At 66.2% G+C, this 21,820-nt stretch carries 21 protein-coding genes; 10 read left to right on the plus strand and 11 right to left on the minus strand.

Features of this window, described 5'->3' with window-relative positions; genetic code table 11:
• The first annotated feature begins 3 nt into the window (after positions 1 to 3).
• From A3Q7_RS0115170 to A3Q7_RS0115185, 4 genes are all read left to right on the plus strand, one after another.
• Entirely contained in the window at positions 4 to 1,812 is a 1,809-nt protein-coding gene (locus A3Q7_RS0115170) for a sodium:solute symporter family protein (RefSeq protein WP_018412753.1), read from the plus strand.
• Positions 1,813 to 1,945: 133 nt separating this feature from the next.
• Entirely contained in the window at positions 1,946 to 2,302 is a 357-nt protein-coding gene (locus A3Q7_RS0115175; protein ID WP_018412754.1) for a hypothetical protein, read from the plus strand.
• 84 nt (positions 2,303 to 2,386) lie between these two features.
• Positions 2,387 to 2,758, plus strand: coding sequence for a response regulator transcription factor (locus A3Q7_RS0115180; protein ID WP_018412755.1), 372 nt, complete (start codon positions 2,387 to 2,389; stop codon positions 2,756 to 2,758).
• Positions 2,759 to 2,760: 2 nt separating this feature from the next.
• Positions 2,761 to 4,947 (plus strand): 3'-5' exonuclease, encoded by a 2,187-nt coding sequence (locus A3Q7_RS0115185; RefSeq protein ID WP_040571000.1) that lies wholly within the window; start codon positions 2,761 to 2,763, stop codon positions 4,945 to 4,947.
• A gap of 24 nt (positions 4,948 to 4,971) precedes the next feature.
• Here the strand turns inward: A3Q7_RS0115185 and A3Q7_RS0115190 are convergent, their stop codons facing one another.
• The 3 genes from A3Q7_RS0115190 to A3Q7_RS0115200 all read right to left on the minus strand — a co-directional run bounded on the left by A3Q7_RS0115190 (position 4,972) and on the right by A3Q7_RS0115200 (position 9,033).
• Positions 4,972 to 6,807, minus strand: a complete 1,836-nt coding sequence (locus A3Q7_RS0115190; RefSeq protein WP_018412757.1) for a putative nucleotidyltransferase substrate binding domain-containing protein — start codon at positions 6,805 to 6,807, stop codon at positions 4,972 to 4,974.
• A gap of 130 nt (positions 6,808 to 6,937) precedes the next feature.
• Positions 6,938 to 7,921: a TerC family protein gene (locus A3Q7_RS0115195; RefSeq protein WP_040570699.1), complete on the minus strand. Its 984-nt coding sequence runs from the start codon at positions 7,919 to 7,921 to the stop codon at positions 6,938 to 6,940.
• Between the two features lie 338 nt (positions 7,922 to 8,259).
• Positions 8,260 to 9,033 carry an MOSC domain-containing protein gene (locus A3Q7_RS0115200; RefSeq protein ID WP_026224888.1) on the minus strand — a complete coding sequence of 258 codons (774 nt, stop codon included), beginning with the start codon at positions 9,031 to 9,033 and terminating at the stop codon, positions 8,260 to 8,262.
• 130 nt (positions 9,034 to 9,163) lie between these two features.
• Between A3Q7_RS0115200 and A3Q7_RS0115205 the strand changes: the two genes are divergently transcribed.
• Genes A3Q7_RS0115205 through A3Q7_RS0115215 form a run of 3 tightly spaced genes read left to right on the plus strand, consistent with a single transcriptional unit; the run spans position 9,164 to position 10,346 of the window.
• Positions 9,164 to 9,487 carry an ArsR/SmtB family transcription factor gene (locus A3Q7_RS0115205; RefSeq protein ID WP_018412760.1) on the plus strand — a complete coding sequence of 108 codons (324 nt, stop codon included), beginning with the start codon at positions 9,164 to 9,166 and terminating at the stop codon, positions 9,485 to 9,487.
• Positions 9,484 to 9,921: a YeeE/YedE family protein gene (locus tag A3Q7_RS0115210; protein WP_018412761.1), complete on the plus strand. Its 438-nt coding sequence runs from the start codon at positions 9,484 to 9,486 to the stop codon at positions 9,919 to 9,921. The genes A3Q7_RS0115205 and A3Q7_RS0115210 overlap by 4 nt, the downstream gene beginning before the upstream one ends.
• A gap of 2 nt (positions 9,922 to 9,923) precedes the next feature.
• A complete protein-coding gene (locus A3Q7_RS0115215; RefSeq protein WP_018412762.1) occupies positions 9,924 to 10,346 on the plus strand; it encodes a DUF6691 family protein in 423 nt (140 codons plus the stop codon).
• Here the strand turns inward: A3Q7_RS0115215 and A3Q7_RS0115220 are convergent.
• The 3 genes from A3Q7_RS0115220 to gcvT all read right to left on the minus strand — a co-directional run bounded on the left by A3Q7_RS0115220 (position 10,321) and on the right by gcvT (position 15,770).
• On the minus strand, positions 10,321 to 11,532 hold the full coding sequence (locus tag A3Q7_RS0115220; protein WP_018412763.1) for an NAD(P)H-dependent flavin oxidoreductase: 1,212 nt from the start codon (positions 11,530 to 11,532) through the stop codon (positions 10,321 to 10,323). The two genes, A3Q7_RS0115215 and A3Q7_RS0115220, sit on opposite strands and share 26 nt — an antisense overlap.
• Positions 11,533 to 11,642: 110 nt before the next feature.
• The gene (gene gcvP, locus A3Q7_RS0115225) at positions 11,643 to 14,558 is read right to left on the minus strand and encodes an aminomethyl-transferring glycine dehydrogenase (protein ID WP_018412764.1); all 2,916 of its coding nucleotides are present in this window, start codon (positions 14,556 to 14,558) and stop codon (positions 11,643 to 11,645) included.
• A 96-nt stretch (positions 14,559 to 14,654) separates the two neighbouring features.
• Complete coding sequence (gene gcvT / locus A3Q7_RS0115230) at positions 14,655 to 15,770, minus strand: glycine cleavage system aminomethyltransferase GcvT (protein ID WP_018412765.1); 1,116 nt, start codon at positions 15,768 to 15,770, stop codon at positions 14,655 to 14,657.
• A 131-nt stretch (positions 15,771 to 15,901) separates the two neighbouring features.
• On the opposite strand from gcvT, the gene A3Q7_RS0115235 reads away from it, so the two are divergent.
• Both A3Q7_RS0115235 and A3Q7_RS0115240 read left to right on the plus strand, forming a co-directional pair.
• On the plus strand, positions 15,902 to 16,555 hold the full coding sequence (locus tag A3Q7_RS0115235) for a protein-L-isoaspartate O-methyltransferase family protein (RefSeq protein ID WP_018412766.1): 654 nt from the start codon (positions 15,902 to 15,904) through the stop codon (positions 16,553 to 16,555).
• 11 nt (positions 16,556 to 16,566) lie between these two features.
• Positions 16,567 to 16,890, plus strand: a complete 324-nt coding sequence (locus tag A3Q7_RS0115240; RefSeq protein WP_018412767.1) for a rhodanese-like domain-containing protein — start codon at positions 16,567 to 16,569, stop codon at positions 16,888 to 16,890.
• Here A3Q7_RS0115240 and A3Q7_RS0115245 read toward each other — a convergent pair.
• The 5 genes from A3Q7_RS0115245 to A3Q7_RS0115265 all read right to left on the minus strand — a co-directional run bounded on the left by A3Q7_RS0115245 (position 16,884) and on the right by A3Q7_RS0115265 (position 20,685).
• On the minus strand, positions 16,884 to 17,348 hold the full coding sequence (locus A3Q7_RS0115245) for a VOC family protein (RefSeq protein ID WP_018412768.1): 465 nt from the start codon (positions 17,346 to 17,348) through the stop codon (positions 16,884 to 16,886). The two genes, A3Q7_RS0115240 and A3Q7_RS0115245, sit on opposite strands and share 7 nt — an antisense overlap.
• Positions 17,345 to 18,160: a prolipoprotein diacylglyceryl transferase gene (gene lgt / locus A3Q7_RS0115250; protein ID WP_018412769.1), complete on the minus strand. Its 816-nt coding sequence runs from the start codon at positions 18,158 to 18,160 to the stop codon at positions 17,345 to 17,347. Before lgt ends, A3Q7_RS0115245 begins: the two co-directional genes overlap by 4 nt.
• 62 nt (positions 18,161 to 18,222) lie before the next feature.
• Entirely contained in the window at positions 18,223 to 18,843 is a 621-nt protein-coding gene (locus A3Q7_RS19970; RefSeq protein ID WP_077231409.1) for a hypothetical protein, read from the minus strand.
• 99 nt (positions 18,844 to 18,942) lie between these two features.
• Entirely contained in the window at positions 18,943 to 19,905 is a 963-nt protein-coding gene (corA, locus tag A3Q7_RS0115260; RefSeq protein ID WP_018412771.1) for a magnesium/cobalt transporter CorA, read from the minus strand.
• Between the two features lie 90 nt (positions 19,906 to 19,995).
• Entirely contained in the window at positions 19,996 to 20,685 is a 690-nt protein-coding gene (locus tag A3Q7_RS0115265; protein WP_018412772.1) for a YggS family pyridoxal phosphate-dependent enzyme, read from the minus strand.
• Positions 20,686 to 20,748: 63 nt separating this feature from the next.
• Here A3Q7_RS0115265 and A3Q7_RS0115270 point away from each other — a divergent pair, with 63 nt between their 5' ends.
• Positions 20,749 to 21,792, plus strand: coding sequence for a type IV pilus twitching motility protein PilT (locus tag A3Q7_RS0115270; protein WP_018412773.1), 1,044 nt, complete (start codon positions 20,749 to 20,751; stop codon positions 21,790 to 21,792).
• The last annotated feature ends 28 nt before the right edge of the window (positions 21,793 to 21,820 follow it).

Consider the following 21,820-nt stretch of genomic DNA (forward strand, 5'->3'; position numbering starts at 1 on the left):
CACATGGATCTGCAAACAACCATCTACATCGTGGTCGGTCTGAGCTTCGCGCTCTACATCGGCATCGCCATCTGGGCCCGTGCCGGGTCCACGGCGGAGTTCTACGCCGCAGGCGGCGGCGTGCATCCGGTCACCAACGGCATGGCGACGGCAGCCGACTGGATGTCGGCCGCGTCCATCATTTCGATGGCGGGCCTGATTTCCAACATGGGTTACGGCGGCGGTCTGTTCCTGATGGGCTGGACCGGCGGCTATGTGCTGCTGGCCATGCTGCTCGCGCCCTACCTGCGCAAGTTCGGCAAGTTCACCGTGCCGCAGTTCATCGGCGACCGCTTCTACTCGAAGTCGGCCTCGACGGTGGCGGTGATCTGCCTGCTGACCGCGTCCATCACCTACATCATCGGCCAGATGACCGGCGTCGGCGTCGCGTTCTCGCGCTTCCTCGGCGTGTCCAGCGACACCGGCATCTATGTCGGCATGGCCATCGTGTTCGCGTACGCGGTGTTCGGCGGCATGAAGGGCATCACCTATACCCAGGTGGCGCAATACATCGTGCTCATCCTGGCCTACACCATCCCGGCCATCTTCATTTCGCTGCAGCTCACCGGCAACCCGATTCCGCAACTGGGTCTGGGTTCCAACCTGGTCGGACAGGATCTGTCCCTGCTGGCGAAACTCGATCAGGTGGTGACCGATCTCGGCTTCGGCAAGTACACGACGACCACGGCGGGTTCCACGCTCAACATGTTCGTCTACACCATGTCGCTCATGATCGGTACCGCCGGTCTGCCGCACGTGATCATGCGTTTCTTCACCGTGCCCCGGGTGAAGGACGCGCGCTCGTCGGCGGGCTGGGCGCTGGTGTTCATCGCCATCCTCTACACCACCGCTCCGGCGGTGGCCGCGATGGCGAAGACCAATCTGATCCGTACGGTCACGCCCGGCGTCGTGATGAGCAATGCCGATCCTTATCAGGCCGGCTCGCAGATCGAGTACGAAAAGCGTCCGGACTGGATGAAGCGCTGGGAAGCCACCGGCCTGCTGAAGTTCGAGGACAAGAACGGTGACGGTCGTATCCAGTACTACAACGACAAGAGCGAGGACGCGGCTTTCAAGACGAAGGCCGAAACGGCTGGCTGGAAGGGCAACGAGCTGACGGTGAACGCCGACATCATCGTGCTGGCCAACCCGGAAATCGCGCTGCTGCCGAACTGGGTGATCGCGCTGGTGGCGGCCGGCGGCCTGGCTGCCGCGCTGTCGACCGCGGCCGGTCTGCTGATGGCGATTTCCGCCGCCGTGTCGCACGATCTGATCAAGGGCGTGTTCAAGCCGGACATCAGCGAAAAGGGCGAACTGATGGCGGGCAAGATTTCGATGGCGGTGGCCATCGTGATCGCCGGCTGGCTGGGTCTGAACCCGCCGGGCTTCGCTGCGGGTACCGTCGCGCTGGCCTTCGGCATCGCCGCCTCCTCGCTGTTCCCCGCCATCATGATGGGCATCTTCTCGAAGAAGATGAACAAGGAGGGCGCCATCGCCGGCATGCTGGCAGGTCTCGCGGTCACGCTGTTCTACGTGTTCGCGCACAAGGGCATCTTCTTCGTGAAGGGAACCGAGTACCTGGATCTGATCGGCGGCGCCAACAGCTTCTTCGGCATCACGCCGGAAGCGTTCGGTGCGGTCGGTGCCTTGTTCAACTTCATCGTCGCCTTCGTGGTCGACAAGGTGACCAAGGAACCGCCGGAGCACATCCAGCACATGGTTGAAGCCGTGCGTATCCCGCGCGGTGCCAAGGCGGTCGACGGCGCTCACTGAGTTCGGCGACAGCCCCGGACGCGGCCCGGCAGGGCCGCGTCCAGAAGGCCCCGCCGGCGACCCTGGCGGGGCCTTTTCACTTTGCAGTCCGGAGCCTTGCGGATTTCGCAACCGTGCCGGCAGGAGATGTCAGATGGTGTTCGATGTCAGCGTTGCATTGACCTGGATCCTGTTCCTCGCGCTGTTTCCGATGAGTTTCTTCTGGTTGCGTCGTGCCTGGCGCATCGCGGTCAAACGCGATTTTTCCGAGGTGGCCCTCAAAGCGGGTGAGCCGCCGGCGGATGCCGAGCGCTGGGCGCCCTATGAACTGGTGATCAATGCTCTGGCCGGTATCATCCTTGTGTTCGTGATAGGGGGTATCGTGACCGCAACCTTGAATTACGAAACATGGTCGGCCATTGCCGGTTCGACCATCTGGTGCAAGCTGATGGCGAGTTTCGCGCTCGGCCGGCATGCGCATCTGAAGTCCCGCTCCGGCAAGACGGTGTGAACAAGCGCTGGCGGGCTGATCCATGACAAGGTGGCGCGATGCTTCACGCGCCAGACTGAACGATCAGTCGGCGGAGGACGGGACATGGCATGCAGCATGCTGATTGCCGATGGCGAGCCCACGATAAGACAGGCGCTGGACCATCTGATGACGCGCGAAGGCTATTCGGTCAGCGTCGCCGAGGATGCGTCACATCTTGACGCAACGCTGGAGCGGGTGCATCCCGATGTGCTCTTGCTCGATGCAGCCTTGCCCGGGCGTTCCGGTTATGAAATATGCCAGGAAATCCGGCGTCGCGCCGATGCGCGGCCGGTCCGCATCGTGCTTCTGTCGTGCTCGACGCGGCATGACGACGCCATGCGCGGACGCGCACTCGGGGCCGACGCGGTGCTGGCCAAACCGTTCACCGCGCGCGAGCTGCTGCGGACGGTGCAATCCCTGACCGCTGGACAGTGACGGTGAGCCGCAGCCGTCGCCCCGACCGGCGGTTCTGGTTCGCTCTGGCGGCGCTCATCGGTCTGCTGCTGGCCTGGGGCACCCTCAGTGCGGCGCTGCTGTTGTCCACCCTCGACGCAGCCCAGCGTGCGCAACTGTCGACCCTGTTCGAAGGCCGGTGGCCCCTGCCGCTGGTGGCGCTGCTGTGCGTGCTGCTGCCGGCCGCCTACGGACTCATGCTTCTCTACCGGCGCCTGATCGGCGATTTCGCCTGCCTTGCCGACGAGGCGGGCATCCTGCTCGATACCGACACCGAACGCATGCTGCCGGAGCGAGGCAGCGACGAACTGCGTGCGCTGGTGCGAAGGATCAATGGCTTTGTCCGGCAACGCCGCGACTTGCGTGCCGATATCGCGGCGCGGATAGAGGCGAGCAGCCGTTCGCTCGAGCGCGAACGCAGCCGGCTGGCCGCGCTCATGTCGGAGCTGAGCCAGGCCATCGTGGTGTGCAATATGGATGGCCGCATCCTGCTGTACAACAACCGCGCCCGGCTGCAGTTCCGCACCCTGTCCGACACACCCCTGCTGGCCGATGGCGCCGAGCTGCTCGGGCTCGGCCGATCGATCTACGCGGTGTTCGACCGGCAGTTGGTGGTGCACGCGCTGGATTCCCTTGCTCACCGGCTGCAGCGCGGTGCCGCCAGTCCGCTTGCGCAGTTCGTCACCACCACGCGCAGTGGCCAGTTGCTGCGTGTGCAGGTGGCACCGGTAAGAGAGGCGGACGAGGGCGCGTGCACCGATTCTGCGCTGGGCGGTTTCGTGCTCATGCTGGACAACATCACGCGCGCCTTCGAGGACGAAACCGCGCGTGACCGCATGCTGCTGACCTTGACCGACGGCAGCCGCGGATCGCTGGCCAGCATGCAGATGGCGATAGACATGCTCGACTGCCCGGATCTGGATGAGCCTACGCGCATGCGGTTCCAGACAGTGATCCGGGACGAGGTGGGCGCGATGACGGCGCGCGTGAAGGAACTGGCGGAGTACGCGGCGCGCGGCATGAAGACCCGCTGGCCGCTGGAGGACATGCTGGGTTCCGATCTGGTCAATGCAGCCGTGCGCCGGATAGGTGCGCTTCCCGGCATGCGTGTGCTGGCTGACGAGGTCGCGGCCGAGGTATGGCTGCGCGTGGACAGCTATTCCCTGCTGCAGGCGCTGGCCTATCTGGCGGCTCGCCTGAACGACGAATATGACATCCGGGCGCTGCAGATCAGGCTGGAGGCGTCGCCGCAGGACGACCGCGCGCATCTCGATCTGATCTGGCAGGGTCAGACCATGAGCACCGAAACCATCATGGGCTGGCAGATGGATGCGATGAACGCCGGCGACGAGCGGTCCACGCTATCCGTGCGCGAGGTGGTGGAACGGCACGGCGGCGAGTTCTGGCTGGAGCGCGAACGCGTGCGCCATCGCGCATTCTTCCGCTTCCGCCTGCCGCGGCTGAAGGCCTGCGATGTCACCGACAGCGAAACCTGCATGCGCGCCGAAGGGCGACCGGAATTCTACGATTTCGACCTGTTCGCGCTCAGTGAATCCGGGCGGGCACTGGTGGACAGACCGCTGTCCGAACTGGCGTATACCGTGTTCGATACCGAAACCACCGGGCTCGATCCTTCGGCGGGCGACGAAATCATCCAGATCGGTGCGGTGCGCATCCTGAACCGGCGACTGCTCCGGCAGGAAAGTTTCGAACAGCTGATAGACCCCGGTCGTCCGATTCCCGCGGCGTCGATACCGATACATGGCATCACGCAGGACAGGGTGAGCGGACAGCCGGCGATCGATGCCGTGCTGCCCGCCTTCCATGCCTACGCCCGCGACACCGTGCTGGTCGCGCACAACGCCGCCTTTGACATGCGCTTCCTGCAGTTGAAGGAAGCACGTACCGGTGTGTGTTTCGATCAGCCGGTACTCGATACCTTGCTGCTGTCGGCCCTGGTCCATCCCGGACTGCCGTCGCACCGGCTGGATGCGATCGCCGAGCGTTTCGGCGTCGTCATCACCGCGCGCCACACCGCTCTGGGCGACGCCCTGGTCACCGCGGAAGTGCTGCTCAAGCTGCTGCCGCTGCTTGCCGGCATGGGCATACACACGCTGGGTGAGGCGATGGATGCCTCCCAGAAAACCTATTTCGCCCGCCTCAAGTACTGACCAGGACAGCCGCACCCGCTGTGCTCAGCGACGCAGTCCCTGGTAGCGCTGGCCGAGCACGCTCTGCAGCGTCTGCACCACCGAGAATGCATCCTTGAGCTGGCTGCGTTCGAAATTCGACAGTTCGTCCGGCGACACATGGTTGTCGGCGCCCACGCCCTGTGCGATCTGGCGCGCCTGGTGCCGGATGCGCAGCGTGGCGATGAATTCGAGTGCATCGCTCAGGTCGCGTGCGCTCTGCGCGCTGATTTCGCCACTGTCCGCCGCGATGGCCAGGCGGTCGTGGGTGTTCACGGCCTCATGCCCGCCTGCCAGCGCATACACGCGTGCCAGATCGACCACCGGCACGATGCCGCCATGCTTCAGGTCCAGCGTACCCTTGTGCTCGCCGCTGCGCTGCACCGACAGCGAACGGAACAGGCCCAGTGGCGGCGTGTGGGTGAGCGCATTGCCCACCATGTGAGCCAGGAACAGGCGGTTGCCGCGTGTCCGTGCGAGCACCTCGGCGCGCAGCGCATCCAGCAGCTCGCTGCGTCCCCCGATCGCGCGCAGATCGAAGAACACGCAGGTGAGCATGAGCGCCTTGGGTTCGGGCTGGGCGGTCCAGCGGTCGAAGTAGTTCAGCCATCGAGTGCGTGGCTGTCGCCACTGGTCGGTCATGGCCATCATGTCGCCCGGGCAATGGACATAGCCGCAGGCATCCAGGCCGTCGCACACCCAGGTGGCGAACTGCCGGAAGTACTCGCCATGCCTTGCCTCGTCATAGGCATCGTCGAGCACCAGGCAGTTGTCCTGGTCCGACTTGGCGGTCTGTTCGCTGCGTGCCTGCGACCCGGCCGCGACCCACACGTAGTCGACCGGCGGCGCGCCGAAGCGTGCTTCGGCGAGCTGCAGCAGGCGGCGCGTGATCGCGTCGGTAATCGCGGTGATGATGTGGCCGGTGCTGTAGGCCGAAGCACCGGCTGCGGCCAGCGCCTGCTGCAGGCTGCGCACGCGCGACGCCGCTTCGATCAGACCGGCGACGTCCTGCTGGCGATAGATGTCGCCGGCCAGATAGACTGCCGACGTACTGTGCTGCGGACTCAGGTCGGTCGCGCTGACCATGCCCGCCACGGTCGAGCCATCCATGAGGGGCACGTGATGGATGTTGTGGCGCGCCATCAGCAGCAGTGCTTCGAAAGCCGGTTTGCGCAGGTCCATGGTGATGGGGGCGGTGCTTGCGACGTCGATCACCGGACGCCCGGTGTCCACACCCTGGGCGATGACGCGGCTGCGCAGGTCGCGGTCGGTCACCACGCCCACCAGTTGTCCGTCCTTCACGAGCAGTGCGGATGACACACGATGTTCCGCCATCAGCCGTGCGGCATCGCGCACGGGCGTGCCGGGCGCAACCGTTACCGGTGCTCTGCGCGCGAGCGCGCGTACCGGCGTGGTCATCAGGTTGAGCAAGGGGTCGTTGCCGCGGGGGGGCGGCCCTGAACCCCGCAGCGTGAGGAAGGCCTGCAATACCGGCTGGCTGGCGCATGCTGCGTCGATGTCGGCAGCCCCGATACGGGCCAGCGTTGCGCGGTCCGCCCTGACCGACCAGGGGTCGGGTACGGTGGCCGGCGTGCCGTGGCCGAACAGATCGCCCGGCCCCAGCTTCGCAGTACACGCCTGTTCCGTGTGAACGAGCGAAATGCGGCCGTCGATCACCATGTAGAGGGCCTCGCCGTCTATCGTCGCATCACCGTCGAGGACGACGATCTGTGTCCCGTCCAGCAGCGCCTCGCGCGCCGCGGGATCGAGCTGCGAGAACACGCGCTGGGCCGCCAGCGCACGTCTGAGTACACGTTTGTCTGCGCCATCGTCCATCGGCATTCATGCTCCTCCGCAAGGACCCGCTCCGATGACACCGGATGCGGCGCCCGTCAGTGCGCAGCATGCCTGTATTCGGCAGGTCCCGCTTGATCGTGAGCAAGCGGGACGGCCAGGTCGGGCGACCGCTGCGTCAGTCCTGCGTCGCGGGTGCGGACCGGGACGGCGGCCCGCGACGCAAGGACAGCACGACCGATGCGGCGATGAGGGTGGCGACCACACCCAGGGACAGCAGGATGGGAATCTTCACCAGATCGATCAGCAGCATCTTGGCGCCGACGAATACCAGCACCAGCGCCAGACCGTACTTCAGCAGCGAGAAGCGGTCGGCCATGTCGGCCAGCAAGAAGTACATCGAGCGCAGGCCGAGGATGGCGAATACGTTCGAGGTGAGCACGATGAAGGGGTCGGTGGTGATGGCGAAGATGGCCGGGATGGAATCCACCGCGAAGATGAGGTCGGTCAGCTCGACCAGCACCAGCACCAGGAACAGCGGCGTCAGATAGCGCACCATGCGGCCGCCTTCTTCCTTCATCACGAAGAAGCGCTCGCCCTCGAGCCGGTCGGTCACCTTCATGTGGCCGCGTATCCAGCGGATGACCGGATTCCGCTCCAGGTCGGGCTGGTGCTCGGCCATGAACCACATCTTGACGCCGGTGACCAGCAGGAAGGCGCCGAACACGTACAGCAGCCAGTGGAACTGGGTGATGAGCCAGGCGCCCGCGAAAATCATGCCGGTGCGCATGACGATGGCGCCCAGTACGCCGTACACCAGCACGCGCTTCTGCAGTTCGAGCGGAATGTGGAAGAAGCTGAACAGCATGAGCCATACGAACACATTGTCGATGGCAAGCGACTTCTCGATCACGTAGCCGGTCAGATATTCGAGCGCTTTCTGGTCGGCGACCGCCCGGCCGGCGCTGCCGGCGAGATACCACCACAGCAAGCCGGCGAAGGCCATCGATACGCTGACCCAGATGCCCGACCAGATGGCCGCTTCCTTGACGCTCACGCGATGTTGCTTGCCGCCACCGACCACGAACAGGTCGATCGCCAGCATGACGAGGACGATGCCGAAGAAGCCGGCCCACATCCACCAGGTGCCTATTGTTTCCATCAGAAGAGTTCCGTCGAGTGTCTGCCTCGTGCCGCGTCTGCGGCACCCCGGTCCATGCGCTGGCGCACGGACCGACCGGCGGACCGGAACGACCTTTGCCATCGCGGCAAAGGTCTTGCTCGCGCCGTGCCGTCTTGCACGGCGCGGCGCCCGGTGTGCCGGATCGCCCGGTGGGCGGATCGGAATGACGACACAGCGGTTGGAGCTACTCCCCCTTGGGACCTGCGAAAGATAGCGGCCGGTGCCATCACTGCGCTGCCGGACGATTCCTACAGGCGTGCCGGGGCATGATCCGCAGGCGGTTCCGACCGGGCGGAGGAACCGGCTTCGAACGCCTGTCAGGCGATCACCAGTTCGGCACCCGGTGCGATCGAGCCGCCCCGCACGACCTGCAGATAGACGCCCAGGTCGCGATGTCCGTAGCGTTCCATCATGGTGGCCGGCAGATTCATGTCGCGCAGGGCCGTCTGCGGGTTCACGCTGGTGGCGGCGCAGCGCGGCGTACGCATCACCACTTTGAAGCGCACTTCGCCGATGCTCAGTTCGCGGTCCAGCCAGCCCGCCTCTTCCCAGGGGGCCGCGCCATCGATATAGAGGTTGGCGCGAAAGCGCAGAGGGTCGAGCTCCACGCCCCATTCTTCGCCCATGTGGCGCACCGTGGCCAGATTGATCAGGGACACGGCGTTCATCATGCCATGCGACAGCACGCTCACATCGGTGAAGCGGAAACCTTCGCCGGCGACGAAAGCGGGCGGCGCCTCGAAACGGGCGTCCAGCCGGCCATAGACGAAGCGGGCGAAGTCGGCGCAGCCACCGGCGTCATCCAGGTCCACTTCCAGACATTCGCCACTGGCGTCGCGCACGGTGAGCCGGCGCGCCTCGTCGTCCAGATGCGTGGTCAGCGCCGCCAGCGCTGCATGCGACATGAGGGCGATGAAATCGGTCTTGGGACGGGGCTGGTAGGTCGCCGGATCGTAGTCCCAGCCGCCATTGGTGATGGCATAGACGCGGTCGAGCGGCAGTCCCTCGCCGGCGCGCAATGCGACCTGGTCCATGGGCTCGGCCGACAGGCCCTTGATCGGATAACGGTAGAGCTGACGCAGCGTGATCATGGCGAAAACCCGTATGTGGCGGATGCGCCGCATGCTCGCTTCGGCGAGGCGCTGCGGCAATAAGTCATTCGACGCAGTCGGGCAGTAACAATTGATTGAAAAACAATATATAGATTGGTATATTGAATGCATGGATCGGCCAGCTCTCGATGAACTGCGTACCCGGGCGTCGCGGGCCTGTGCCCTGCTGCGAGCGCTCGCCCACGAGGACAGGCTGGTGCTGCTGTGCCAGCTCAGCGGTGGCGAGCACACGGTGGGTGAACTGGAAGCCAGGCTGGGCATCGTGCAGCCCACGCTGTCCCAGCAGCTTGGGGTGCTGCGTCGCGAAGGCCTGGTGGATACGCGACGCGACGGCAAGTACATCCATTACCGCATCGCCAGCGACGACGCGCTGGCCCTGTTGCGCACCTTGCACGCGCGCTTCTGCAACGAGTCCGATGGAGTCGCCCCATGACGATTGCCTGGCATGCCTTCACCCCATGGTCCGCGCTGGCCGGTGGCGCGCTGATCGGTCTGTCCGCCGCGCTGCTGATACTGGGAGCCGGCCGCATCGCCGGCATCAGCGGCATACTTGGCGGCCTGTTCGTACCGCGCAGCCCGGATACGCGCTGGCGCCTGGCCTTCCTGATCGGCCTGATCGCCGCCCCCGTGCTGTGGGGACTGTTCCTGCCCCTGCCCGCGGTGCCGCCGGTGGCCGGCACAGAGGTCATCGTGCTGGCCGGACTGCTGGTCGGTGTCGGTACCCGCTACGGCTCGGGATGCACCAGCGGCCACGGCGTGTGCGGGCTGTCGCGCCTTTCGCCGCGCTCGCTGGCGGCGACGCTGGTCTTCATGGGCGCGGGCTTCGCCACCGTCTACGCGGTGCGTCATCTTCTGTCCGGAGCTTGAACATGCAGGTCGTGATCGCTCTCGCTGCCGGTCTGCTGTTCGGCGTCGGCCTGTTGCTGTCGGGCATGGCCCAACCCGCCAAGGTGATCGGCTTTCTGGACCTGGCAGGGGAATGGGACCCGTCTCTTGCGCTGGTGATGGCCGGGGCCATCGCGCTTGCGCTGCCGGCGTTCACCGTGGCAAGGCGTCGCAGCCGTGCCTGGTCGGGCGATGCCCTGGTATTGCCGACGGCACACCGCATCGACGCCCCGCTCGTGCTGGGCAGTCTGGCTTTCGGTGTCGGATGGGGGCTGGCCGGTTACTGCCCCGGCCCGGCCCTGGTGTCGCTCGGTCTCGACTCGGCCGCCGCCGACACCTTCGTGCTGGCCATGCTGGCCGGCATGGCCCTGCACGCGCTGATCACGCGGTGGCGCAGACCGGCGTGAGCAGGTGATCGAACAACGCACGCACGCTGCGGATCTGGTTGCCGAAGGGCAGCGTGCCGCGGCCGCGGAAGAACAGCCCGGTCCTGACGTCGCCGCGCATCGCGGCCGCGAGTTGGTGGTCGATGCAGAACTGCCCCCAGCCCTTCAGGCCGTCGCGCAGGCCGCACTGGGCCAGGCAGTCGAAGTGCTTCGCACAGCGTGACTTGGGATGCGCTGCCGCCTGTGTGCGTTCGATCAACGACAGGTATTTCTGCAGCCAGGGTGTGCGCACCGCCCGCGCCGGCAGGCCGGCCACGCTGGTGAATTCGACCAGGTCGTCCTCGCTCGCGCCGGCCAGCACGCGCTTGAAGGTGTCGTCGGCATCGCATTCCTCGGTGACCGCAAAGGCGGTACCAAACTGAACCGCAGAGGCGCCCAGCGCCTGCATGCGGCGGATGTCCTCGTTCGAACGCAGGCCGCCGGCGACGATGAGCGGCACCGTATCGGCCAGGCCGGCCCGGTGCAGCACGTCCAGCGTCTCCGGTACCACGCGCTCGAACTCGAAACGCGCGTCGTGCGTGTCCTCGATGCGTGCCGCGCCCAGGTGGCCGCCGGCCCAGCCGGGGTGTTCCAGCACGATGGCGTCCGGCATGCGCTGCTTGCGTTCCCACTTGCGCAGCAGCAGGTGGACGCCGCGCGCATCCGACAGGATGGGGATGAGCGCGGCCTTCGGGTGTTCGCGCGCCAGATCGGGCAGATCCAGAGGCAGGCCGGCACCGACCACCACGGCGTCGATGCCGCATTCGAGCGCGGTCTTCACATGCGAGGCATAGGCGCTGATCGCGCGCATCACGTTCACTGCGAGCATTCCGTGTCCGCCGGAAAGGGCGCGCGCGGCGCGGATTTCGCGGCCGAGCGCCTCGACGTTGGCGGCATCGATGCGAGCCTTCGCCGCCTCGCCATGCAGACCGCGTGTCGCGTCCATCAGATCGGGATGGTGACGGCGCAGGTCGACCGACGATATCGTGCCCACGCCACCCTGCTGCGCGACGGTACCCGCCAGCCTGTGCGCCGACACGCCGACACCCATGCCGCCCTGCACGATGGGCAGCAGGCGGCGTCCGGCCAGGTGCAGCAGCTTCAGGCCACTGCGCGCAAAGGATTCAGCGTGCGGGAGATCGGTGGCGGGCTCGACCGTTGACGGCATGGCGGAAGGTTCGTAAGTGGCGGGCGATCAAGATAGCCGCCACCTCACCCGTGCGGCTTGAGCGAGGTCAAGCCGCACGCAGGCGCGTGCGCAGGCAAGGCGGGCCGCCTTCACTCGTCGTGCGCATAGGCCGACAGAGGCGGGCAGGTGCACACCAGATGACGGTCACCGGCCACGTTGTCCACCCGCGCCACCGGCGGCCAGTACTTGTCGCGGTCCGGCGACGCACAAGGGAAGAAGGCGGCGCGCCGGCTGTACGGGCGCGCCCATTCGTCGGCGATCAGCAGGTCGTGCGTGTGCGGTGCGTGCTTGAGCAGATTGTCCTCGCGGTCGGCGCGGCCGGCTTCGATGTCCGCGATCTCGCCGCGGATGGCGATCATCGCATCGCAGAAGCGATCGATCTCCGCGCGGTTCTCGCTTTCGGTCGGTTCAATCATCATGGTGCCGGGCACCGGGAAGGAAATGGTGGGCGCATGGAAGCCGTAATCCATCAGTCGCTTCGCCACATCCTCCACCGTCACGCCGCTGCTGTCCTTCAGCGGCCGCAGGTCGACGATGCATTCGTGCGCGACACGCCCGCGCTTGCCGCTGTACAGGACGGGGTAGTGTGGCGCCAGCCGGTGCGCGATGTAATTCGCATTCAGGATGGCGACCTGGGTTGCACGCTTCAGTCCGGCCGCGCCCATCAGCGCGATATAGGCCCACACGATGGGCAGTATGCCGGCCGAACCCCAGGGCGCGGCGGATATCGTGCCTATGGTGCCGGCCGCGCCCGCAACCGGGTTCACGCCCTGTACCACCGGGTGGTCGGGCAGGAAGGGGGCGAGGTGCGGCGCCACACCTATCGGCCCCATGCCCGGTCCGCCGCCGCCGTGCGGAATGCAGAAGGTCTTGTGCAGATTCAGGTGGCACACGTCGAAGCCGATGTCCGCCGGGCGCACCAGTCCGACCATGGCATTCATGTTGGCGCCATCCATGTACACCTGGCCGCCATGCGCATGGATGAGTGCGCAGATGTCGCGCACACCTTCCTCGAACACGCCGTGCGTGGACGGGTAGGTCATCATGAGCGCGGCCAGCCTGTCGGCGTGCAGCGCCGCCTTGGCCGCCAGATCGTCGCGGTCCACATTGCCGTGCGCGTCGCAGTCCACGACCACCACCTCCATGCCGGCGAGCACGGCGCTGGCCGGGTTGGTGCCGTGCGCCGATGCCGGAATCAGGCACACGACGCGATGACCCTCGCCACGCGTCCGGTGATACTTGCGGATCACCAGCAGTCCGGCGTACTCACCCTGGGAACCGGCGTTCGGCTGGAAGGACATGGCGGCGAAGCCGGTGATTTCGCACAGCCGCTCTTCCAGTTCCTCGAACAACTGCTGGTAACCCTGGGCCTGTTCCAGCGGCGCGAACGGATGCAGCGCAGCGAACAGGCGGTAGCTCACCGGCACCATTTCCGTCGTCGCGTTCAACTTCATGGTGCATGAGCCGAGCGGGATCATCGAGCGGTCCAGCGCGATGTCGCGCGCGGCCAGCCTGCGCATGTAGCGCATCATTTCGGTTTCCGAGTGATAGCGCTGGAACACCGGGTGGGTGAGCACCGGCGTACGCCGCCGCAGTGCATCCGGTATGCAGTCGGTTGCCCCGGAATCCATGCGGCCGAGATCGAGCAGCGTGTCGGCGCGGGTCGCGAATACCGACAGCAACAGCTTCAGTTCGCTGCGGCGCGACGTTTCGTCGAACGCGGCGGACAGGTGGTCGGCATCGATCACGTGCAGATTGAATCCGGCCGCGCGGGCCCGCGCGGCGATGCGGCGGGCGATGCCCGGTACGCGCACCTGCACCGTGTCGAAGAAGCAGTCATGGACCACGGTGAAGCCCAGCGCGCGCAGACCGTGCGCGAACAGCACCGCCATGCGGTGCACACGCTCGGCGATGGTGCGCAGTCCCTGCGGGCCGTGATATACGGCGTAGAAGGCGGCGATCACCGCCAACAGCACCTGGGCGGTGCAGATATTGCTGTTCGCCTTTTCCCGCCGTATGTGCTGCTCGCGTGTCTGCAATGCCATGCGCAGCGCCGGGCGGCCGGCGGCATCTGTGGACACGCCGATGATGCGACCGGGCATCTGCCGCTTGTGTTCGTCGCGGCAGGCGAAAAAGGCCGCGTGCGGACCGCCGTAGCCCATGGGCACGCCGAAGCGCTGCGCGCTGCCCAGCACGATGTCGGCGCCCAGACCGTCCTCGCCCGTGGTTCCGGGCTCCTTCAGCAGCACCAGCGCCAGCGGGTCGGCCGCCACCGCCGACAGTGCGCCTGCGGCACGCGCAGCCGCGATCACCGGCGCCGGGTCGCGCAGGCGGCCGCTGGAGCCCGGGTAGCTCAGCAGTAGCCCGAAATACTCGCCGTCCACGCCGGCCCACGGATCGCACTCCACCACTTCGATGCCCAGCGGCTCGGCGCGTGTGCGCACCACCGCCCGCGTCTGCGGATGGGTATCGGCATCGACGATGAAGCGCGGCGACTTCACCCTGGAAATGCGATGCGCCATGGTCATTGCCTCGGCGGCGGCGGTCGCCTCGTCCAGCAGCGACGCATTGGCGACCGGCAGGCCGGTCAGATCGATCACCATCTGCTGGAAGTTCAGCAAGGCTTCCAGCCGGCCCTGCGAAATTTCCGCCTGGTAGGGCGTGTAGGCGGTGTACCAGGACGGGTTCTCCAGCACGTTGCGCTTGATGACATTGGGCGTGATGGTGTCGTGATAGCCCATGCCGATCAGACTGGTGTGCAGTTCGTTGCGCGCGAACATGCGGCGCAGCGCATCGTCGACCACGCGTTCCGAGCGCGGTGGCGGCAGGTTGAGCGGCTGATCGAGCAGGATGTCGGACGGGATGGTCTGGTCGATCAGTGCGTCCAGACTGGCCACATCCAGCGCGGCAAGCATGACCGCGAGATCGCGCTCGTCCGGACCGATATGCCGGCGAATGAAGTCACCGCGATCTTCGAGTGCTTCCAGGGTGGGACGCTTTTCCATGTTCAACTGTCCTTTCCGGACCGCTTGTGGCGGCCCTTTTCACAAGGTACCGGCGGTCCGTCGCATCGACGGCGCCACCGGAGTCGAGTACAGCATTCAGCGCGTATAGCGGTGGGGCACGAAGGGCAATGCGGTCAGCGCGGCAGGCACCCGCTGCCCGCGTGATTCGATGAACAGGGCGGTGCCGGCTGCCTTCGCTGCACGCTCGATGGAGGCCATCGCGATCGGCCGGCCCAGCGACGGGCTGTGATTGCCGCTGGTGACGATACCGAGCTCGCGTCCGTCGGCATCGGTCACCGTGCTGCCGGCGCGTTGGGGCGCACGACCTTCCGGCAGCAGGCCGACGCGCATGCGAGACGGTGGCGTGACGAACTCGCCCAGGATGGCCGCGGCTCCTGGAAAGCCACCCGCCCGCCCGCTGCCGGCGCGCCGTGCCGGGGCCACCGCCCAGCCCAGCGAGGCGGCCACCGGCGTCGTCCGTTCGTCGATATCGTTGCCGTACAGGCACATGCCGGCTTCCAGGCGCAGCGTGTCGCGCGCGCCGAGGCCGATCCAGCGGACATGAGGATGTTCCAGCAGGCGCGTGGCGAAGGCCGGGGCCGCCACGGCCGGCAGCGAAATCTCGAAACCGTCCTCGCCGGTATAGCCGCTGCGGCTCACCCGCAGGTCCTGCGGGAAGGTGCGCACGTCGAGGAAGCGCATGCCGGGCAGATCGCCGTACGGCTGCAGAACAGCTTGCGCATCCGGTCCCTGCAGTGCGAGCAGTGCGCGGTCCTCGCGCACTGTCCAGGTACAGTCGGCGCCGGGAGGGTGCGCGTTGAACTGCGCCAGCACGGCAGCCCGCCGCGACGCGTTGCACACGACATGGAAGAAGTCGCCGAGGCGCTGGATCATCAGGTCATCGATCAGACCGCCGGCCGTGTTGGGCATGAGCGTGTAGGTCTGGCGTCCGTCCGCCAGACCGACCAGATCGGCGGTGGTGAGCGATTCCAGCCAGGCCGCTGCGCCGGTGCCGGAAACGTCGATCTGGCCCATGTGGGACACGTCGAACAGACCGGCATGGGCGCGTGTGTGCAGATGCTCCTGCACGATGCCTGCCGCGTACTGGACCGGCATGTCCCAGCCAGCGAAGGGCACCATGCGGGCACCGGCCGCGACATGCAGCGGGTGCAGCGGTGTGGTGTGCAGCGAGGATGGCGCGTCGTGGTCCATCTGGACTCCTTTCGGGGGTACCGTAGCGCGTGTTCTGCCTTGTGGGCCCGGACATGATAGGCCATGCGCAATGCCCGTTTCTGCCGCATTGCGTCACGCTACAATTGCGGCTTCTTTCAGGGGATGGACTCATGGATATCGAACAGGCTCGCTTCAATATGGTGGAACAGCAGATCCGGCCGTGGGACGTGCTGGACCAGGACGTGCTCGACCTGCTGTTCATCGTGAAGCGTGAACTTTTCGTGCCGCCCGCGCTGCGCGAGCTGGCTTTCGTCGACACCGCCATCCCGCTTGGTCATGGCGCATCCATGCTGGAACCCAAGATCGAGGCGCGCGTGATGCAGGAGCTGAAAGTGCGCAGCACCGACAGCGTGCTCGAGATCGGCACCGGTTCCGGCTATATGGCCGCCTTGCTGGGCGCACGCGCCAGCCAGGTGACCTCGGTCGAGATCGACCCTGCGCTTGCGCAGAAGGCGCGCGAGAGCCTGACCGCCGCCGGTGCGCTGAACGTGCGCGTCGAAGTGGGCGATGCCGCGACTGGCTGGCCGGTCCATGCGCCCTACGATGTCATCGTGGTGTCCGGCGGACTGCCGGTGTTGCCGCAGGAACTGGTCGCCCAGCTGCGTCCGGGCGGTCGTCTGGTCGCTTTCATCGGCGAAGATCCGCTGATGCACTGCACCCTGATCAAGCTCAATGCAGACGGCAGCCAGAGCAGCGAAGTGCTGTTCGAAACCGTGGTGCCCACGCTGAAGAACGCGCGCGGCGCCCAGCGCTTCGTTTTCTGAAGGGACTGGCGATGCAGCAGCTTTCCGTGACCGACCTGGCGGCCTGGCTGGCCGATGACAGCCGCGACAAGCCGCAACTGCTGGATGTGCGGGAACAGCAGGAGTGGGCCATCTGCCACATCGATGGCGCCCGGCTCATGCCGATGAACACCGTACCGTCGCAGATCGATGCGCTGGACCCGGACCAGCCTGTCGTGTGCGTCTGCCACCATGGTGGCCGCTCGATGCAGGTGGCCATGTTCCTGGAGCGCAACGGATTCGGTCAGGTCTACAACCTGGCCGGTGGCGTGGACGCCTGGGCCACCCAGGTCGATAACTCGATGCCGCGCTACTGAGTCAGTGCCACGATCACGTCGGGCGGCGCCTGCACCAGTTCGATCAGCACGCCCTCGCCGCACAGCGGAAACTGTTCGTTGCCGCGCGGATGGACGAAAACGATGTCGTGTCCGGCCGCGCCGCGCCGTATGCCGCCGGGCGCAAAGCGCAGACCCTGGGCGGTGAGCCATTCCACCGCACGCGGCAGGTCGTCCACCCACAGGCCGACGTGATTGAGCGGTGGTTCGTCCACCCGCGGCTTCCTGGCCGGATCCAGCGGCTGCATCAGGTCCACCTCGACCCGGTGCGCGCCTCGGCCGAGCACCGCGATGTCCTCCACCACGTTCTCGCGTTCCGACGTGAAGTCGCCCTCCAGCCCGAGGCCGAACAGGTCCACCCACAGAGTGCGCAACTTCATGCGATCCGGCCCGCCGATGGCGATCTGCTGCAGGCCGAGTATGCGGAAGGGACGATTCATGGACGGGCTCCTTTCTGGCGATGGGCCAGCACCATCATGACGACGCCGGCAACGATCATGGGCAGGCTCAACCACTGTCCCATGGACAGACCGCCTGCCAGCAGACCCAGGAAATCATCCGGTTCGCGGCCGAATTCGGCCAGGAAGCGGAAGCAGCCGTAGCCGATCAGGAACATGGCCGATACCGCGGCCACCGGGCGCGGCTGGCGCGCATACCACCACAGCAGCGCGAACAGTGCCAGCCCTTCGCCGGCGAACTGGTAGAGCTGGGAAGGATGGCGCGGCAGCATGTCCACGCTCGGGAAGATCATGGCCCAGGGCACATCGGTCACCCGGCCTACCAGTTCGGCATTGATGAAATTTCCCAGCCGGCCCGCCGCAAGCCCGAGCGGCACCAGCGGCGCGATGAAATCGGTGAGCTGCAGGAAGCGCCAGTCCATGCGCCGCGCGAACAGCGCGCAGGCCACCAGAACACCGAGAAAGCCGCCGTGAAAGCTCATGCCGCCCGACCACACGGCCGGTATTTCCATCCAGTGTTCGAGGTAGTAAGCCGGCTTGTAGAACAGCACATAGCCGAGACGGCCGCCCAGCACCACGCCCAGCACGCCATAGAACAGCAGATCGTCGATCTGCTTCGCATCCAGCGTCGCCACGCCCTGCGCGGCCATGCGTCGCGCGTGCACGCGGCCCAGCAGCATGAAGGCGACGAAGGCGACCAGATACATGAGACCGTACCAGCGCACGGCCAGCGGTCCGATCTCGAAAGCGATCGGCGAAATGGTGGGGTGGATCAGGTAGTCGTGAATGGGCACGGGGAAGCTTGGCGGACGGCGTGAAAGCGGAGTGTACCGCGAGCGCGGCCGACCACCCCGGTTCAGCCATTGCAGCCGATGGAAAAGCGTTCGTCCATCAGGGCACGTCGCTGCGCCCGGTAGTACTCGGCCATCGGCACTGTCAGCGCCTGCCGGGTGGTGGCGTCGATCTGCCGGATGCTCGCGTCGATGGCGGCGCAGCGCGTCCCTTCGTCGCGGACCGGCACGGCGCTCACCTGCGCCATCGGTCGGGGGGCGGCATTCCGGGCCCGCTCGGCGCGCACGCGTGCCAACTGTTCGGCATAGCTTCGATCGGGCTGCAGCCCGGCACTTGGTGCCGGCAGGGCGACTGCTACGCTGTTGGCGCCGCAGGGGCGGTCGGCATAGATCACGCGTGCGCCGTCAACGCAGCGATGGATGCCGGAGGCCGGTACGGTGGACCGGGTGGCCAGCGGCGCGACTATGGCCGCCGCGGCGGGCGGAGACAGCGGGGTGGGCGTCGGTGCGCGGGGTGCGGCCATCTGCCTGGACAGCTCGCCGACCGGTGCGGTGGGCCGCCCCATGTCCCACATGAAACCGAGCACCAGTGCGCCGGTGAGCACGGCGCACAGTGCACCCGTTGCGGCCCGTCGGTTCAGTGTCCGATGCCAGGCCGATGCGGAATTCCGTGAATGTCTGTCCATGGTGAGTCCGGCGGTCGCCACGAAGCGGGTCACCTGCATTGTCGGCCTGCTCCGGCAGGTCATGCCAAGGAAATGATCACGATTGCGCGGCCCGCGCGGTCATTTCAGCCATCCCTTGCGCCGGAAGTACCAGAACGGCAGCGCGACGCTGAGGGCCATGAGCACCAGCGAAAACGGATAGCCCCAGCTCTGCCGCAGCTCCGGCATGTATTCGAAATTCATGCCATAGATGCTGGCAATGAGCGTGGGAGGCAGCATGGCGACCGAGGCGACCGAAAAGATCTTCACCACCTTGTTCTGGTTCAGGTTGATGAAGCCGATGATGGCATCCATCAGGAAGTTGATCTTGTCGAAGATGAAAGCGGTGTGGCCGTTCAGCGACTCGATGTCGCGCAGGATCTGCTTCACCTGGTCGGTCTGGGCCTTGCTCAGACGGTGCTCGCGCATGAGCCAGGACAGCGCGCGCCGTGTATCCATCAGGTTGCGGCGTATCGTGCCGTTCAGGTCTTCGTTGCGCGCGAGGCGGGTGATGCTTTCGGCCGCATCCTCGTCCGAGCCGCGCTGTTCGCCGAGCACGCGCGCACTGACCGATTCCAGCTCGGCGTAGATGTCCTCGAGCGCGTCGGCGGACTGTTCGACATCGAGCGCGAACAGTTCGACCACGATGTCGGTCGGCTGGGTGACGCGACCCGGACGCGCCCGGCTGCGCAGCCGCAGCAGCCGCATGATGGGCAGGTCCTCGTCGTGCAGGCTGACCAGCCGTTGCCGACCGATCACGAAGCGCAAGGCCTCTGTGGTGTAGCTGCTGGCGCGGCCGATCAGCATGTCGGTGCGCAGATGCAGGGCGCCGTTCTCGTCGATGAAGGCGCGGGCACTCGCCTCGATGTCGGCGTCGTCGTCCGGCGCATCGACGCCTATGCCGGCCTGTTCCAGCAGCCAGACCGTTTCCTTGGCGTCCGGAGACACCGCGTCTATCCAGACGATGCGGTCCAGCGACGCATCCACCGCATCGTCGGCAATGTGCGACAGTCGTCCGTCAACCAGGGCATAGCAGTGCAGCATGGAAAAGCCTTTCGAAGGTGGTGCGCGGGCATGCGTGGCGGCTGCATGCGCAAGCGTGCCGTCGCCGGCGCGCGATGACGAACCGGGCGGTCAGCTCCGCGCGCCGAACAGCGCGCTGCCGACGCGTACGAGGGTGGCGCCTTCGGCGATGGCGGCCTCGAGGTCTTGCGACATGCCCATGGACAGGGTGTCCAGCGCGTGACCGCGCGCGTTCAGTTCGTCCCTCAACTGCCGTAAATGGGCAAAACGGCGGCGCTGCAGGGCGGCATCGTCGGTCGGCTCGGGAATGGCCATCAATCCGCGCAATGCCAGCCGCGGCAGCCGGGCGACGGCGTCCGCCAGTGCCGGCAGTTCATCCGGAGCGACGCCGCTCTTCGATGTTTCGCCGCTGACGTTGACCTGAATGCATACATTGAGTGGCGGGCGGTGTGCGTCGCGCTGTTCGGACAATCGGGAGGCGATCTTTTCGCGGTCTATCGAATGCACCCAGTCGAACCAGGTGGCCACCGGCCGCGTCTTGTTGCTCTGGATCGGGCCGATGAAATGCCAGTCCAGCTTCAGCCCGGCCTCGGTCAGCCGTTGCGCCTTGTCGCAGCCTTCCTGTACGTAGTTCTCACCGAAGGCGGTCTGGCCGGCCGCGTGGGCGGCAATGATGTCCGCATCGGGTTTGGTCTTGCTCACCGCCAGCAGCAGGATGTCGGCAGCGTCGCGGCCACAGGCGCGCGCCGCTTCGGAGATACGGTGCCGAATGGCTTGCAGGTTGTCTGAAACACTCATCATAATGCCCTGAATTTCTTCGGATTATAGTGGCCCGTCACGGCCCGCCAACGATGGAGACCCGCCATGGACATCACCGAACTGCTCGCGTTTTCCGTCAAGAACAAGGCGTCCGACCTGCACCTCTCGGCCGGTCTGCCGCCGATGATCCGCGTGCATGGCGACGTGCGCCGGATCAATCTGCCGCCGATGGAGCACAAGGACGTGCACGGCATGATCTACGACATCATGAACGACACCCAGCGCAAGGTGTACGAGGAGCACCTGGAGTGCGACTTCTCGTTCGCGGTGCCCAATCTCGCCCGCTTCCGGGTCAATGCCTTCGTGCAGAACCGCGGCGCTGGCGCCGTGTTCCGCACCATTCCGTCCAAGGTGCTCACGCTGGAGGACCTGAAGGCACCCAAGATTTTCCAGGACATCGCGAATACGCCGCGCGGCATCGTGCTGGTGACCGGTCCGACCGGCTCCGGCAAGTCGACCACGCTGGCGGCCATGGTCGATTACATCAACGAGAACGAGTACGGCCATATCCTGACCGTCGAGGACCCGATCGAGTTCGTGCATGAATCCAAGCGCTGCCTGATCAACCAGCGCGAGGTCGGGCCGCACACGCTCAGTTTCTCGAATGCGCTGCGCTCGGCACTGCGGGAAGATCCGGACGTGATCCTGGTGGGCGAAATGCGTGACCTGGAAACCATACGGCTGGCGCTGACCGCGGCCGAAACCGGTCACCTGGTGTTCGGCACGCTGCACACCTCCAGCGCCGCGAAAACCATCGACCGTATCGTCGACGTGTTTCCGGCCGAGGAAAAGGACATGGTGCGCGCCATGCTCTCCGAGTCGCTGCGCGCGGTCATTTCGCAGACCCTGCTCAAGACCAAGGATGGCAGTGGTCGCGTTGCGGCGCACGAAATCATGATCGGTACCCCGGCCATCCGCAACCTGATACGCGAGAACAAGATCGCGCAGATGTATTCCGCCATCCAGACCGGTCAGGCGATGGGCATGCAGACGCTGGATCAGAACCTCACCGAACTGGTTCGCCGCAACGTCATTTCCCCGGCCGAAGCGCGCACCCGTGCGCAGAACAAGGATATGTTCGCCGGCTGAACATGCGCCACAGCGGCTACACTGGACA

This window comes from Methyloversatilis thermotolerans (assembly GCF_000372885.1).
In the GTDB taxonomy this organism is placed as follows: domain Bacteria; phylum Pseudomonadota; class Gammaproteobacteria; order Burkholderiales; family Rhodocyclaceae; genus Methyloversatilis; species Methyloversatilis thermotolerans.